Annotated in this window: 14 protein-coding genes; 11 read left to right on the top strand and 3 right to left on the bottom strand. The window is 49.6% G+C overall.

Translation table 11 applies throughout. The features are described 5' to 3' along the window. Positions 1-98: 98 nt before the first annotated feature. The 3 genes from QD47_RS08805 to QD47_RS08795 all read right to left on the bottom strand — a co-directional run bounded on the left by QD47_RS08805 (position 99) and on the right by QD47_RS08795 (position 6,423). A complete protein-coding gene (locus QD47_RS08805) occupies positions 99-1,901 on the bottom strand; it encodes a M4 family metallopeptidase (RefSeq protein WP_044645775.1) in 1,803 nt (600 codons plus the stop codon). Positions 1,902-2,405: 504 nt separating this feature from the next. Further along, a complete protein-coding gene (locus QD47_RS08800) occupies positions 2,406-4,121 on the bottom strand; it encodes a M4 family metallopeptidase (protein ID WP_044645774.1) in 1,716 nt (571 codons plus the stop codon). 526 nt (positions 4,122-4,647) lie between these two features. Beyond that, a complete protein-coding gene (locus QD47_RS08795) occupies positions 4,648-6,423 on the bottom strand; it encodes a M4 family metallopeptidase (protein ID WP_044645773.1) in 1,776 nt (591 codons plus the stop codon). A 562-nt stretch (positions 6,424-6,985) separates the two neighbouring features. On the opposite strand from QD47_RS08795, the gene QD47_RS08790 reads away from it, so the two are divergent. From QD47_RS08790 to QD47_RS08740, 11 genes are all read left to right on the top strand, one after another. Beyond that, a complete protein-coding gene (locus QD47_RS08790; RefSeq protein WP_044645772.1) occupies positions 6,986-7,924 on the top strand; it encodes a glycosyltransferase family 2 protein in 939 nt (312 codons plus the stop codon). Then, complete coding sequence (locus tag QD47_RS08785) at positions 7,921-8,856, top strand: glycosyltransferase family 2 protein (RefSeq protein ID WP_044645771.1); 936 nt, start codon at positions 7,921-7,923, stop codon at positions 8,854-8,856. Before QD47_RS08790 ends, QD47_RS08785 begins: the two co-directional genes overlap by 4 nt. Beyond that, positions 8,853-9,653, top strand: coding sequence for a glycosyltransferase family 2 protein (locus QD47_RS08780; RefSeq protein ID WP_044645770.1), 801 nt, complete (start codon positions 8,853-8,855; stop codon positions 9,651-9,653). The genes QD47_RS08785 and QD47_RS08780 overlap by 4 nt, the downstream gene beginning before the upstream one ends. Beyond that, complete coding sequence (locus tag QD47_RS08775) at positions 9,650-10,381, top strand: sugar phosphate nucleotidyltransferase (protein WP_044645769.1); 732 nt, start codon at positions 9,650-9,652, stop codon at positions 10,379-10,381. Before QD47_RS08780 ends, QD47_RS08775 begins: the two co-directional genes overlap by 4 nt. A gap of 72 nt (positions 10,382-10,453) precedes the next feature. After that, positions 10,454-11,950 (top strand): glycosyltransferase family 2 protein, encoded by a 1,497-nt coding sequence (locus tag QD47_RS08770; protein ID WP_044645768.1) that lies wholly within the window; start codon positions 10,454-10,456, stop codon positions 11,948-11,950. A gap of 119 nt (positions 11,951-12,069) precedes the next feature. After that, complete coding sequence (locus QD47_RS08765) at positions 12,070-12,357, top strand: hypothetical protein (RefSeq protein WP_025684990.1); 288 nt, start codon at positions 12,070-12,072, stop codon at positions 12,355-12,357. Positions 12,358-12,386: 29 nt separating this feature from the next. Next, a complete protein-coding gene (locus QD47_RS08760) occupies positions 12,387-12,719 on the top strand; it encodes a hypothetical protein (RefSeq protein WP_025684989.1) in 333 nt (110 codons plus the stop codon). Next, a complete protein-coding gene (locus QD47_RS08755; protein WP_044645767.1) occupies positions 12,719-13,003 on the top strand; it encodes a hypothetical protein in 285 nt (94 codons plus the stop codon). The genes QD47_RS08760 and QD47_RS08755 overlap by 1 nt, the downstream gene beginning before the upstream one ends. Positions 13,004-13,015: 12 nt before the next feature. Then, a complete protein-coding gene (locus tag QD47_RS08750; RefSeq protein ID WP_044645766.1) occupies positions 13,016-13,375 on the top strand; it encodes a FliH/SctL family protein in 360 nt (119 codons plus the stop codon). A gap of 181 nt (positions 13,376-13,556) precedes the next feature. Beyond that, positions 13,557-14,648, top strand: coding sequence for a CgeB family protein (locus QD47_RS08745; RefSeq protein ID WP_044645765.1), 1,092 nt, complete (start codon positions 13,557-13,559; stop codon positions 14,646-14,648). Between the two features lie 33 nt (positions 14,649-14,681). Further along, the gene (locus tag QD47_RS08740; RefSeq protein ID WP_044645764.1) at positions 14,682-15,800 is read left to right on the top strand and encodes a CgeB family protein; all 1,119 of its coding nucleotides are present in this window, start codon (positions 14,682-14,684) and stop codon (positions 15,798-15,800) included. The last annotated feature ends 58 nt before the right edge of the window (positions 15,801-15,858 follow it).

Raw genomic sequence — 15,858 nt, 5'->3', positions numbered from 1 at the left:
GTATACATGAGGGGAAAGAGGGCACACTTGTAATGGTAATATCGCCCTCTTTTTGTACATCTTAAGTAGAGCCAGAAGATTGCTTGTTTAAGCTCAACTTATTTCACACCTACAGCGTCAAAGGACTTAATGGCAGAAATGACTGCTATTGAATTTTCACCATAGCTGTCCTTGGCTGCCTGAATAACGGCGGCGCGTGCGGTGGAGAAGTTAGAGGTGGAGGTCAGGTAATTTGTAAAGGCATTATAGTAAATATATACGGCTGCATCACGTCCGATTCCATCTACCTTGACACCATGGAAGGTGCCGCCTTGTGCCAGCAGATAGTAGGCTTTGTTAATAATGCCGCTATTAGTGTGGGTACCACCATAATCCTCGTTATTAGGGTCGGTATCAAAATTGCTGTAGTGATCTACCTGACCGTATTTGACAGGATCGGAAAGGGAGCGGATTGCGTCACCCTTAATTTTTGGTGTATAAGCGACTTTGCCAAAATCCCAGTTGGTACGCTCAATGTCGTTACCGATAATATCCGAAATGCTTTCACTCAGTGCGCCAGATTCAGCGAAATACACCAGCCCGGATGAATGCTCGGTCACGCCGTGAGTCAACTCGTGAGCAACAATTTCAAGGTCGCTGCTGAAAGGGGCAAATAACGTGCCGTCACCGTCTCCGTATAGCATATGGGTGCCGCCCCAGTGGGCATTATTGTAGTTCTTATCCCCATAATGGACTGCCGAGGCAATAGCCATGCCACGTCCGTCGATGCTGTCGCGACCAAATTTTTCTTTATAATAATCATAGGTGCGAATGGCATAAGCATGGGCATCCACCGCAGCCGGATCTTTCCATATGTTATCTGTACTTGTATAAAGGGTGCCTGGAAGCGTCTCGGTATTGTGAACATTGTAAGTTAAGATGCCTTTACCACGAGTCGCATCCTTCAATTGGTACTTTTTACCGGAAGCCGTTGTTTCGAACGTTTTGGTATCCCCGAGTACACCACGACCTGTGCCGATTACTTCATTGAGGATGTCATACTTGAACACGATTTTGCCGTCATTAGCATCAATAAAGTAACGTGTGCGCAGTAAAGTAGGCTGCAAAATATTAACTTCCGTTACATAAACCAGACGTGTTGTGTCTCCATCAGGATAGATGTACAGCTCTGCCTTAGGATCCACGTTTGGTTCCAGATTGGCGATTTTGGCGGTAGGTGCAGATGCAGGCTCTACGGCTTCCAATTTACTATTTTTCAGTTCAGCTTCTTTTTCCAGATCCAGCTTATCCTTGTCAATAGAGGGATATCCTTCGTTGTTAGATGCTTCTGCGTAGGTGTCTTTACTTACACTGCTAACGTCCTCGGAAGGTTCAGCAACGGTATTAGCAGAGGAAGAGAGAGAGTGAACGCGTGTAGCTGCATCTTCATACGCAGTATATACGGCCTCAGTAGCGCTGATTTTTGGAGTTGTATTTTCTTTAGCGTCCGCTTGCTGATCTTCTGAAATGACAGCTCCCAGATAAGAAGTAATTTTACCAGCCTTATTCACATGGATCGTCTGTTCAGCACCAAATACGGGGATGCCATCCACATACTGTTTTAGGCGATAATGTTGCGTACCGAATTTATCACTGGTTCGATCCACGATCCGAAATTGCTCACGGGCACTGGTGCGGCTGTTGGTGTTGTCCATACTCATTAATTTTTTCTGTTGTCGATTTAAAAAGCTCCAGACCAGATTGTCACCTGATAGCGATGAAGGAGATTTCCAGTCTACCGTTTGAAATGTTGGCGTAAACTGAGTGGGCTCGGCAACAGAATTCTCCGCTGCGGATGCTCCGGGTGCTACTGCTCCTAATAGCATAGCTCCTCCAAGAAGTGAAACCCATACTTTTTTCATTAAATACTCACTCTCCCAAGTTAATGTGAGGATGAAAATCATCCTGTTGAATAGGCATTTTGCCATGTATGTAGGTCTTGTTGCTCCTTTGAAACGTAAAGATTATGGATAGGAATGCGAAGAGTATGGAAAGAAATTACCTTATGCAAAAAAATGGGGATTATTTTTTTTCCATTCTATCTTCTAAGCTTTGATATTAGCACAGAGATTGTCGAACGAGAAGATTTATCTTACAAATAACTCCAAAATGATTCGATAGTCCCAAAATATTAATTTTTTTGTCATATTTCGTCGAATTAATCGAAAATCATATAGTCGAACAGGCATCACGATGAAAAAAAGGGCATCCCGTTGAACGGGACGCCATAGACTCAAGGAGGAAGGGGTACAGACTTACACTGCACCCCTATTTTTGGTTCGCTTATGAGTAGGATCAGATGATAGCCACACAACAGGCTTCTGTCTACTGAATGAGGAACAATTGCGAGGAATACGGAATATGATTTACTTGATTCCTACAGCATCAAAGGATTGAATAGCGCTAGTTACTGCTAGCGAATCAGCACCATAGAAATCCTTGGCCGCCTGTATAACAGCAGCCCGCGCGTTAGAGAAGTTGGAGGTAGAGGTCAAATAGTTCGTAAAGGCATTATAGTAGATGTATACAGCTGCTTCGCGTCCGATACCGGTTACCGTTACACCATGGGACGTACCGCCTTGTGCCAGCAAATAATAGGCTTTGTTGATAATACCGCTATTCGTATGGACTCCGCCTTCATCATCATTGTTAGGGTCCGGGTAAAAATTGGAATAGTGATCCGGCTGGCCATATTTTGTAGGGTCGGATAGAGAGCGCAGAGCGTCGCCCGGAATGTTAGGCGTATAAATGCCATCGCCAAGGAGCCAGTTGCTTCCATCCATATCATTACCAATAATATCTGAGAAGGCTTCATTCAGCGCACCAGATTCACCGTAATACTCCAGATTGGAGGTGAATTCTGTGACACCGTGGGTGAGTTCATGCCCCACGACATCGGGATCACCGCTGAAAAAGGTAAATAATTTACCGTCGCCGTCGCCGTATGTCATTTGAGAGCCGTTCCAGAAGGCGTTGTTATATTTTTTGCCGTAATGGACGGTCGAACGGATTTGCATGCCACGTCCATCAATGCTGTCGCGACCAAATTTATTTTTATAATAATCGTAGGTTCTAATAGCGTAGGCATGGGCATCAACAGCCGCCGGATCATCCCATACATTATCCGCATCCGTCAAAATAGTACCCGGCGTCGTCTGACGGTTGGCAGCGGTGTAGGTTAGGATTCCGTTACTGCGTGTTGAGTCTTTCAACTGATATCCGTTGCCGGAAGCTGTAGTCGTGAACGATTTCATTACACCATCCACGCCGCGGCCGTTGCCCGTTGCGTAGTTGAGGATGTCATACTGGAATACGATTTTTCCGTCTTTGGCATCAATAAAGTAGCGTGTACGCAAAGGTGCAGGCTCCAGAATATTAACCTCTGTCACATAAACCAGCCGTGTAGTCTCACCGTCAGGATAGATGTACAGTTCTGCATTAGGTTCTACACTTGGCTCCAGATTGGCGATTTTGGCAATAGAAATTTGTTCCGAGATGGATGTTTCGTTGTTAGATGCTTCTCCGTAAGTGTCTTTACTTACACTGCCTTGACCCTGACTACCCTCAGTAACGTTATCGGTGACGGAAGGGTAGGATTGAATCCGTATAGCGGCTTCTTCATACGCGGTATAGACGGCCTGGGTAGCGCTAATTTTTGGAGTGGTGTCTTCAGTGGCATCTTGTTGTTGATCCTCCGAAATGACGGCGCCCAGATAAGAGGTGACTTTACCGGACTTATTCACATGGATGGTCTGCTCAGCTCCATATACGGGAACCCCGTTTACATACTGCTTCAATCGATAATGGTTTACACCGGATTTGTCGCTCGTGCGATCAATAATGCGAAATTGCTCACGGACACTGGTGCTGTCTGCACCTAGCAGCGTTTTCTTTTGTCGATTCAAATAACTCCATACAATATTGTCACCCGATACGGATGAAGGAGCCTTCCATTGTTCTGCGTGAAAGGTAGGTGTAAGCTGAGTAGGATCGGGAACAGAATTCTCCGCTGCTGAGGCACCAGGTGCTACAGCCCCTAATAACATAGCTCCTCCAAGAAGTGAAACCCATACTTTTTTCATTAAACCACTCTCCCCAAATTTAGGTCAGGATGATGTGCATCCTGTTTTGTTTTTTAGGCATGGCGCCATGTATGTAGGTCTTGCTGCTTTTTAAAACGTGAAGATCATGAAAAAATAAACTTATGCAAAAAAACAAGTTTTATTTTTTTGTGATTACATCGTCTTGGCTCTGATATTAGCACAGAGAATGTAAGACGAGAAGATGTATATTACAAATTACTCCAAAATGAGACTAAAGACCCTTATTTAGATTGTGTTTGTCTTATTTAGTCGAAATTGATCGAAAATAGTCTTGTTGAAGTGTTAATGATTCCGCAATGGCCATAGCACACTGGTTTTAGAGCATCCGCTATGTAGACAAAAAAAGAGCGTCCCGCTGGAGGACGCCATACATAAGGGGGAAGGGGCGCAGACTTGTACACTGCACCCCTATTTTTTCGTCCATTTTATGAGCTGGGTTGGATGACAGCTGCACAACGACAATGGTCTATGGACGAGGATGAATAAGAGGGATTGCAATTATGATTTAGTTAACTCCTACAGCGTCAAAAGATTTGGCGGCTGCGGTTGCTTGCGCTGAATTCGCACCGTAAAGGTCTTTTGCTGCTTGCACCACAGCGGCGCGTGTATTGGAGAAGTTGGAAGTAGAAGTCAGGTAGTTCGTAAAGGCACTATAGTAAATTTGGACAGCTGCGTCGCGACCAATTCCACTTACAGTTACGTTATGGAAGGTACCACCTTGTGCCAACAGATAATATGCTTTATTAATAATGCCGCTGTTGGTATGAACGCCACCGTTATCCGAGCTGCCTTTATACAAGTTGGAATAGTGGTCTGGTTGATCGTACAGGGTAGGGTTAGACATAGAGCGCAGAGCATCACCCGCAATGCTTGGCGTATAAATATCATCGCCTACAAGCCAGTTTTTGCGCTGGATGTCATTGCCGATGATGTCCGAGAAGGACTCGTTCAACGCACCGGATTCCCCGTAATAATCCAAATTCGAAGTATACTCTGTAACACCGTGCGTGAGTTCATGACCAACTACATCGGGATCACCACTGAAAGCGATAAATGTGGTACCGTCCCCGTCTCCATAAGTCATTTGGGAGCCGTTCCAGAAGGCGTTGTTGTAGCGGCTGCCGTAATGGACTGTCGAACGGAGTTGCAGGCCACGCCCGTCAATACTGTTGCGTCCGAATTTGTCCTTATAGTAATCGTATGTTTTGGCCGCATAAGCATGAGCATCTACGCCGGCTGGATCATTCCATACGTTATCGGCATCCGTCAGGAGTGTACCTGGAATGGACTGACGATTGGAGGCCGTGTAGGTCACGATTCCGTTACCGCGTGTTGTGTCTTTTAACTGATAGCTGCTTCCGGACTGCGTAGTGTTGAACGACTTGGTATCACCAAGCACACCTTTACCTGTGCCCGTCGCTTCATTAATGATGTCATACTGGAATACGATCTTGCCATCATTGGCATCAATGATGTAGCGTGTACGCAGCGGCGCAGGCTCCAAAATATTAACTTCTGTTACATAAACCAGACGCGTTGTATCGCCAGTAGGATAGAAGTACAGCTCAGCTTTAGGATCTACTTCAGGCTGTAAATTGGCGATTTTAGCGATGGAACTTTGTGCTTCTACAGCTTCAATTTTGCTGTCCTTCAAATCAGCAGCTTTTTCAAGACTCAGCTTGTCCTTATCAATAGAGGTAGTTTGTTCGTTGTTAGCAGCTTCCGCGTAAGTGTCTTTACTTACACTGCTTTGCTCCTTAGCATCTTTAGAGATCGTATCATCGAAGGAAGGGAGGGCTTGAATCCGTGTAGCGGCTTCTTCATAAGCGGTATATACGGCCTTGGTAGCGCTGATTTTCGGAGTTGTACCTTCCGTAGCTTCTTGCTGCTGATCCTCAGTAATCACGGCGCCCAGATAAGAGGTGACTTCACCAGACTTGGCCACATGAATTGTCTGTTCAGCTCCATATACGGGAATCCCGTTCACATACTGTTTCAGCCGATAATGACTTACACCGGATTTGTCGCTCGTGCGATCAATAATGCGAAATTGCTCACGGACACTGGTGCTGTCCGCACCTAGCAACGTTTTCTTTTGTCGATTCAAATAACTCCATACAATGTCGTCACCCGACACCGATGAAGGGGCCTTCCATTGCTCGGTGTGGAAGGTTGGCGTAAGCTGACTTGGCTCTGAAACGGAACTTTCCGCAGATGCACCAGACGCTACCGACCCTAATAACATAGCTCCTCCAAGAAGCGAAACCCATACTTTTTTCATTTAAAATTCACTCTCCCCGGTTAATGTCAGGATGAAGACCATCCTGTTAAGAAATAGGCATTGCGCCGTTTATGTTGGTCGTGTTGTCGTCTGGAACATGAAGAAAATGGAACGTGAAGAAGAAAAACCGAAGTGTCTTTCATGAAGCGTGCGTGAAAAGAGGGTACTGCATGTGAAGCTTACAGTCTGAAAAGGTGACAAACTCCTCCTTTCCTGTCGTATAAGTAAAAGTGGAATAAAGGCGGATAATGGAAAAAAGTTGTCTTATGCAAAAAAAACAAATGTTGACTTTTTGAACTCCCATCATCTGGCTCTGATATTAGCACAGAGAATGACGGACGAGAAGATGTATGTCACAAATTTATCCAAAATGATTCTTTAGACCCTAATAACTCATTTATTTAATAGGATTAATAAGAAATGTAAAATAAAGTCGAAAATTGCTTTGTCGAAAAGACTCCACGCTTGCCGTTACACACGGGTTTTAGAGCGCATAGGTTATGTTGAACTGTCCTAATTATGCTGTCTATCCATACAGCAGCAAGGGAGGTGAGGTGGGAGCATGAGGAAGCAGGCAAGATTTGGATTCAAGGCCAATCGCAGGCGGCATTCCAATGCGCATGACCCCTACCCGAAGGTGTGGCTGCCTGTACGAACGCCATCCGTGCATATCACCCCAACCCCTGTAACAAGGAGGGGACCAGGCACAGAAGCAGAAGTACAGACAGGTGAAGAACGGCCACCCGGTTCGTCTTCGGCGGGAAAATTGCTCGTATCCGTCATCATTCCGGCTATGAATGAGCAAAAAACGATCGGGGCTGTAGTCCGTGAGGCACGCCATGTTCATCCACATACCGAGGTCATCGTCGTCGAGAACGGATCAAGCGACAGGACGGCCAAGGCGGCAAAAGCGGCGGGCGCGCGAGTGCTTTCCTTTCCGCAACCCTTGGGGCATGATATTGGTCGCCGTATTGGAGCGGAAGCGGCTTCCGGGCAGGTACTGCTTTTTCTGGATGGTGATATCGTTATTCCCTGCGTCAGACTCAAGCCATTCATACAAGCCGTATGTGCGGGAGCGGATGTTGCACTGAATGATTATCATGGGCCAGTAGACCGTACGTCGGTGCATCCTGTGGTTGAAGCAAAGCATGTATTGAATATTTTGTCGAACCGTGCTGATTTAGGAGGGGCATCCATGACTGGAATTCCGCATGCCATAAGTCGAAAGGCCTTAAATAAAATAGGTCTAAAGCCCTTAGAGAAACCTCCGTTATTTCAGGCCATGACGATTACCTCCGGCTTGCGGGTGGTGACTGTTCGTGGAATAGCCGTGGGTAAAGTGAATGCGACCCGCAAAAAAATGAACGGCAGGGATCCGCTTGTGGATGTGGTCGTACAGGATCATCTTGACGCGATTGCCTGGCTTACATCACATTTGGGAACGCGTGCAGGATATACGGATTTGAAGCGCAAACGGATCAGAAACGAGGTGAGGCCGTGAGCAGAACGTATCGAAAAGGGAGGCGTGATGACCGAAGCCGGGGCATACGACGTGTACAGCGAAGACATGGAACGACGACTATGATGGATAGCCGCAGGGTGAGGAAACCCGCGCCCCGGCGGGGGAAAATGACCGAAGCAAATCCGCTGGAGGTACGGGCATTGCCCGGGGATATGCTGCTGCGAGGGACAGCCGCCGCAGTGGTCAGCGCCTGCAACGAGGAATCTACGATTGGCGGGGTGCTGAGCGAGCTGGAAAAGCTGCCTCTTACGGACATCATCGTCGTATTGAACGGTTGCACGGATGGCACACGTTCTATAGTAGCGAAGCATCATCCGGGTGTGACTCTCGTCAGCGTGCCGACTCGGCTCGGGCATGATGTCGGACGGGCGGTAGGCGCACGTATGACGCAGGCTGAAATCGTATTGTTCGTAGACGGGGATCTGCCGATTCCTGCGTTTGACTTGCTGCCGTTCCTCTATGCAGTGGATCAAGGAACGGACGTGGCACTTAATGATCTGAGCAGACATTTGCCACCTTACTTCCGGCAGGACAGCGTGACCCGGTGCAAAGGGTTCCTGAACCGCGTGCTGCGCAGGCCGGATCTGGGAGCAAGCTCCTTGACCGCTGTGCCGCACGCGTTATCACGACGTTCGCTGGAGCTGCTCGGTCCGGCTATGCTCGCTGTTCCGCCGAAAGCCCACGCTATGGCGATACTGCACGGTATGAAGGTGACGGCAGTACATGCCGTAGACGTCATTGGAACAAACCGCAAACGGACTATCAATATCGGCAAAGGGAATGCCATGGAGCAATTGATCGTCGGCGATCATGCGGAGGCACTGGCTGCGGTGTTTCAGGTAGCCGGAGCTTTCCCGTTGGGACCTGTTCCAACACGGGCCGACGTCGCTAAAGGGAGGAATGCACGATGAGTCTGACGAGCATTATTATTCCGACCTATAACGGTTTGCACCTGCTCAAGCCGTGTATTGAGGCGATTCGGACACATACGACAGATGTGCCTTATGAAATTATTGTTGCGGACAACGCTTCAAATGACGGAACGGATGATTTTTGTGAAGCCGAGCGGCTGATCAGCATCCGTCTCCCCGAAAACCGGGGTTTTCCGGCAGCTTGTAATCAAGGGTTTCGGCTGGCTTCGGGTGATCAGCTCGTCATTTTGAATAATGATGTGACGGTTACACGGGGATGGTTATCCAATATGCTGGTTGCATTGCGGAGCCAAAGCACAGTGGGACTGGTGGGACCAGTGACGAATTATGCTAGCGGTACTCAGCAGATTGACGGATTAGCAGGGGATTTGGATAGCTGTCTCCAGTTTGCAGAGCAGAATAATGCAAGTAATCCGTCCAGATGGCAGGAGGTCAAGCGTCTGGTCGGGTTTTGTCTGATGTTCCGGCGTGAGCTGATGGAACGGATCGGATTACTGGATGAACGGTTTAACCCCGGGCATTATGAGGATGACGATTATTGTCTGCGCGCACGTGTACATGGCTACAAGCTATTGATGTGCAGTGACTGTTTTGTCTATCACCAGGGGAGTGCGAGCTTTTCACGCTCGGAATCTGCCTGGGTTGAAGGGCTGATTGAGCGGAATCATCGTTTGTTTATGGACAAATGGAACATAGACCCCAGGGCGTTTATTGAGACTGGAAATAGCGGAGCTTTAGGCACCGAACATGCTGTCGAAGGAGGAAGGAAGATATGAAAGGGGTTATTCTCGCAGGAGGAACCGGATCGCGCCTTCATCCGTTGACTTCATTACTCAACAAGCATCTGCTTCCGGTCGGCAAGTATCCCATGATCGTGTATGGTATCGAAAGACTGCGACAGGCGGGAATTACCGATATGCTTCTTATTATTGGCAAACAATCGGCCGGGCTGTACACCGATTTTCTGGGTAGTGGCAGCAATTATGGTGTCCAACTGACGTACCGGATTCAGGAAAAGGCGGGCGGCATTGCGGAAGCACTGGAACTGGCGAAAAGCTACATGGAGCCAGGAGAAAAATTCACTGTTTTGCTGGGTGATAATTTGTTCAAGGAAGATCTGGGACCTGTTATTGAACGGTTCGGGCAGCAGCCTCCGGGGAGCGCCAGAGTATTGTTAAAAAAGGTGGCAGATGCCCATCGCTACGGAGTACCCGTGTTTGATCTCGAGCGGCCGGAGAGCATTGCGCGGATTGAAGAAAAGCCGCAGCATCCCCAGTCCAGATATTGTGTAACTGGCATCTACATGTATGATACCACCGTGTTCGATAAGATCCGGCAAATTACGCCTTCGGCGCGTGGTGAGCTTGAAATCACGGATGTTAACAACTGTTATGCGGCTGAGGGCAAGCTTGAATACGATATTTTGCGGCGGTATTGGAGCGATGCGGGGACCTTCGATTCCCTTCAGGAAGCCGGGGTAAAAATGAAAGGGCTTCTGCCCTGATCTCAGCGATACACCATCCAGCCGGGCTAGGCATATAGTATGGACATAATGCCACCCGGAGGAGTGAACGGCATGAAACGCCTGAGTATAAAAAGGAAACACAGCAAGCGGCTCAGTAAGAAAGGCTATTGGGCGGGATATAAAAGGGGTCGGGAGCAGGGCAGCAGATTGGGCCAGGCTTCGTTCGGCAAAGTCTTTGAAGGCGTCAGTATTATCATTCCGTCCTATAATCAGCTTCATCGGCTTCGCACCTGTATTGATCGTATTGAGGAAAATACAAGCTGTCCGCATGAAATCATCGTGGTGGATTGCGGCTCAACGGACGGGACACGCACCTATCTGCTGCGTAAAAGCATCGCTGTGCGTTATGCACTGTTAAAAAGGGATACTCATTTGACAGGCAGCTTGAATCAGGGACTGATGATGGCGAAAGGCACGACCATTGTGGTGCTGGACCCCAATGCGCTGGTAACGCCAGACTGGCTGGATCGACTGCTAGAGTGCTTGCACAGTGATCCACGTATTGGTGTCGTCGGACCTGTAACGAACGGTCCGTTCGGAGAGCAACAGATTGAGGCACCTTATACGAACGAAAATGAAGCACGTCTTTTCGCCATTTCTCATAATGTTTCCAATCCGGCTGCATGGCGGGAAACCGAAAGCCTGGCCGGATTTTGTTTACTGCTGAGCAGAGAGACGCTGGAAAAGACGGGGTACTGGGACGAAGGCTGTCACAGCGGTCAGGAAGCAGATGCAGATTGGCTGCTGCGTGTACGCTTGTTGGGGACACGTCTGGCCATTGCGGGAGATGCTTTTATCCATTGCACGGAAAGTGATCGGGATACGGCTTATGCCTCTCCCCAGACGACCGGAGAAGGCGGTTTGACGGAGGAAAGCAGCCGGAACCGATCCTTTTTTGTACGAAAATGGGGGGATGCGGATAAGCTGCTCCACAGCCTGAAATTCGGCACAGCAGAGCTGGACAGCCAGATATCGCCAACCAAGGCCAGACACGTGTCGGCGGCAACCTTTTATCCCATTGGAGCGCTCGTTAAGGGACCATCTGGTGCAATATATCGGCTGGAGCCGGGGAGAAGGCGGCTTCTGCATGGAGTCAGGGGTGCAGGAGTCGAAGACGTTGCCCCGGTCAGGGTGTCACAGCTTGATCTAATGGCACTTCCGTTGGTGCCGAAGCCGGAGGTGATGATTTCCGATGTCGCGGATGCACCCGTAACTGCACAGCCAGGTGTTCTGCAAAATGTGGAAACTGTGCATATTCCCGGCGAGTATGCACCTGTGCTGGCAGCCCCGGAACTGGAGAACATGCCCGCACTGCCTACACTTCATATTCCGGCTCAACGCATGCGATGGATTGAGGTCCTTTATGTCGAAGGCGGGCAACTGTATCAAATCGGGAACGGCTGGAAAAGGCCGTTCCTTACCCCCTATGCCGCCATGAGCTGGCTGGCGGCTGACTACCGGATTCGGCTGTTGGCCCCCGGAGATTTATCGGCTTTGACGGAGGAGCAGCCCATTATTGCTCCGCCAGTGCTGCACGGGCATTTGTAATGATCGGAATAGGCGCTTTTAGGCGGAACCGACTACTCGTTGCGGCATACGCTGTAGTAGCGGAAAGCCCGTAGGCAATTCGTGCGTTCCGCACGGCGGAGCACATAAAGGAGGGGCTTATGCATAACCAGGTAGATGATTTGCTGATCCATATTTCGCACTCGCAGCAGCAGATGTCAAGGCTGTTGGATGCGGAACGGCAGGTGGTCGTGCGCATGTCGCAGATCATACATGAACTGCCGGACGAAGAGCCGCGTTTTGATGGAATTCCGGGCATTCTCGACAGCTCGGGACAAGTAAACAAAAGCATTGTTGCCTACTTGAACGGTATTGCCGATCTTCAGGAAGCAATGGCTGAAATGCTCGTTCGTGTCGTGAAAGAGACGGCATACCCGGACGAGGAGTAACGTACCAACCGAGGGCAGGGAGTGAACACATGAGTAGGGAAAAAGCAATGATTCATATGCTGGACGCAGCCTCCAAAATGCAATGGAATGTGTCCATGATCCTGGAGGCCAAGGCGGTAGAAGCCGAAAAAATGCGTAATTGGACGCTGAATCATCTGGAGCCTCGCGCATTTGACACGGATGAAGAACAATTGGGACGGCCTTTGGAAATTCATGAGCAGATGGTGGAAATGCTGGAGGGTTTAACCCGGCTTCAAACCGGACTGTGCAGTAATCTCAAGGCATTACTGGATCAGGATGAGCAGCAAGGTGGCGGAATGGAAGGGATGATGGGAGGAATGGGACCGGGGGATATGAGCTAATGAGCATGAGGCGCGAACGTGAGATCAAGCTGGATATGATGGAGTCCATTGCTACCAGCCAGCACGCCGTTGCTCGGATGCTGAGCAGTCTTGCGGACTTGACGCCCCATGCGGATATGTCCGCTACCCGTCTGGAAGAAACCATTCGTGTGCTCAGCAACTACCAGGGGAAAATCACGCAGATGTTGGCGGGCATACCATTAAGACGGCAGGTGTATGGTAAACCGACTCAGCCGTGGCTCCAGCTACCTGTTCCAAAAACGAAACAACGACGAGGAAACTAAGGAGGAATGAAAATGAGAATAAGGTGGGAACGCGTCACGCGGGGAAAAGCCCGTAAAAGACGCAAAAGCACCCGGCGTTCGAGCATCCGAAGATTAAAGCTGAGAAGAAAACGTCTGCTCGCTTTAAGACGGCGTAAAAGAGGGCTTCATTCCGCCCGTAGAAGTCGTTCTCTTCGGCGTAGGCAGAAAAAGCCTCAGCCCAACCCGGCGACAGCCCCTGCTGCGGAAAATCCACAGCCCGAGCCTGTTGTGCTGGAGCATGATCCGCAGGCATTTCAGCAGGGATATGATGCGGCCTATAACGAGGGCTTCAATTCAGGCTTTGCCAAAGGCTACGAAGACGGGCACCAGGTCGCTTACAAGGCCCAGTAAACTGTGAACATCATCTATTGCCGCTGATCCCCCGAAGCTAACAGCTTCGGGGTTATTTGTGGTTTGGCAGATGGACGGGCAAACGCCAATTTTGTCCGGGCAGTGGCAGTCGTCCATGATGCGTTTGGCCCCTCCGCATATAGTTTAGGAGTGACAGAAGTTTATCCTACAACAGGACAGGGTGAAGGATGTGAACGATCAACGAAGCGGAAATGAACGCGAAGCCTATCGATGTGGCTACCGGGAAGGACGCAGAATGGGCGGTTGCACGGCTGCTCTGTCACAGGTCGTGGCTACGAAGCCTGCGGTTCGCCAGTTGAAAGTGCTGTATATTCCACAAGGCTTCGCCGCTATAGACACCGGGGTACAAGAGGCATTAAGCCAAGTATGCAGCGAATTGGTCATCGGTACTCCTGCCACGATGCTGGCTGACGCCGAGGCCCATCGACCCGACCTCGTGCTGGTCATGAACGGGCTGCATGTTTTTCCACTGGATCATCTGGAGCAGGTGCAGCAAATACGGGGCCTGGGCATTCGGACAGCCATATGGTTTGTAGATGATCCCTATTTTACGGAGGATACGGCGTTGATCTGCCAATCCTACGATGTTGTATTTACGCACGAGATGTCATGCCTGCCGTTTTATCGAGATCAGGGAGTGGCACAGGTACACTATTTGCCGCTTGCTGCGTCAGCCCGGATCTTTTATCCCCGGCGGGTGGAGCGGGAGCACCAGCATGACATTTGCTTCATCGGGAATGCCTTCTGGAACCGAGTGAAGCTGTTTGACCACCTCGCTCCTTTTTTGGCGGACAAAAGAGTGCTGATCGTAGGTGGGCACTGGGATCGGCTGACCCGACGGGATGTGCTGGAACGATTTATCCGTCCAATCTTCATGGAGCCGGAGGAAACAGCCAAATATTATAACGGCTCCAAAATTGTTATCAATCTGCACCGTCCAACGGACCCCGGACTGGATAACCGGAATACGCATCAGCTATCCGCGGAGTCCATTAATCCCCGGACCTACGAAATTTCTGCCTGCGGCACGCTCCAGATGACGGACATTCGGAAAGATTTGGACCGCTATTACCGACCAGGCTATGACATTGAAACCTTTGGTGGAGTAGAGGAGTTGAAGGTCAAGCTGGACTACTATCTCAAGCATGACTGGGAACGTGAACGCATGGCCTGGCGCGGGCTGCACACCACCATGCAAAAGCATCTGTACACGAATCGTATGGAAGAATTGCTTGACCAGGCGATGGCCTAAAGTAAACACCAAAAACAGTGAGGAGTGAAAGTGATGACGATATCTACGACAGGACCGTTTGACCCGGCCACAACCTCCTGGGAAAAGGGGAGAGCTGCGGGACTCGGTGACGGATACGACGAAGGCTATTTGCGCGGACGCGCCAATGCGATTCTTGCCCGGACGAAGGCGGTCTTCCCTTTTCGGCAAATCCATGTGCTGTATGTAGTCTCCGGTAAGGGTCTTCCCTATTCTCCACTGGATGAAGCGGTGATCACCACGTTGCAAAGTATGACGGCTCAGGTTACCGTAACCGACCCGCGTCAGCCCGTAGGTGATATTGCTACCCAGCTCCGTCCGAATCTGATGCTGGCGCTGGATGGGATGGATCTTCCGCTGGAGCAGGTGAAAGCGGTACGTCAGTTGGGCATTCCGACCGCCATCTGGCTGACGGATGATCCCTATTACACGGACACGACGACCCAAATTGTCCCGCATTATGACCATGTGTTCACGCTAGAGCTGAATTGCATTGAAATGTACCGTCAGCTTGGCTGCTCATCTGTACATTACTTGCCCTTTGCGGCATTTCTGACTCAATATTTCCCACTTAGCTCTCCCGCTTCTGTACGGCGTGAAATCGGGTTTACCGGCTCGGCCTACTGGAATCGCATCTATTTCTTTAATCCAATTATGCCGCAGCTCATGGCTCGTAATATTAAAATCAACGGAATCTGGTGGGATCGTCTCCCTGATTATCAATCGTACGGAGACAAAATCGAGATAGGCCGCTGGATGTCTCCGGTCGAGACGAATGATACGTATAATGGCAGCAAAATTGTCATTAATCTTCATCGTTCGCATCAGGATGATTCGGTGAATAACAATGCGCTGAAAATTCCGGGGGCGTCGCCGAATCCGCGCACGTTCGAAATTTCTGCCTGCGGCACCTTGCAACTGACCGACACACGGGATGATCTGGCTCGTTTTTACAAGCCGGGAGAAGAGATCGAGACGTATAGTTCCCAACAGGAGCTGCTGGAGAAGATTGAGTTTTATTTGACGCACGAAAAGGAACGCCGTGAGATTGCCTTGCGTGCTCTGGAACGGACACTGCGTGAGCACACGTATGGTCACCGGATTGACCAGCTGCTGTCGATCGTATTTCCATAATTCGGTTCATACGCCCGATGATTGCTATTTTAAAGGAGGTGAACTCCGATCAAACCGA

This window comes from Paenibacillus terrae (genome assembly GCF_000943545.1).
GTDB classification, from domain to species: Bacteria; Bacillota; Bacilli; order Paenibacillales; family Paenibacillaceae; genus Paenibacillus; species Paenibacillus terrae_A.
Note: the sequence above shows the minus strand (reverse complement) of the source record. Positions and strands in the feature narration are given on the sequence as shown.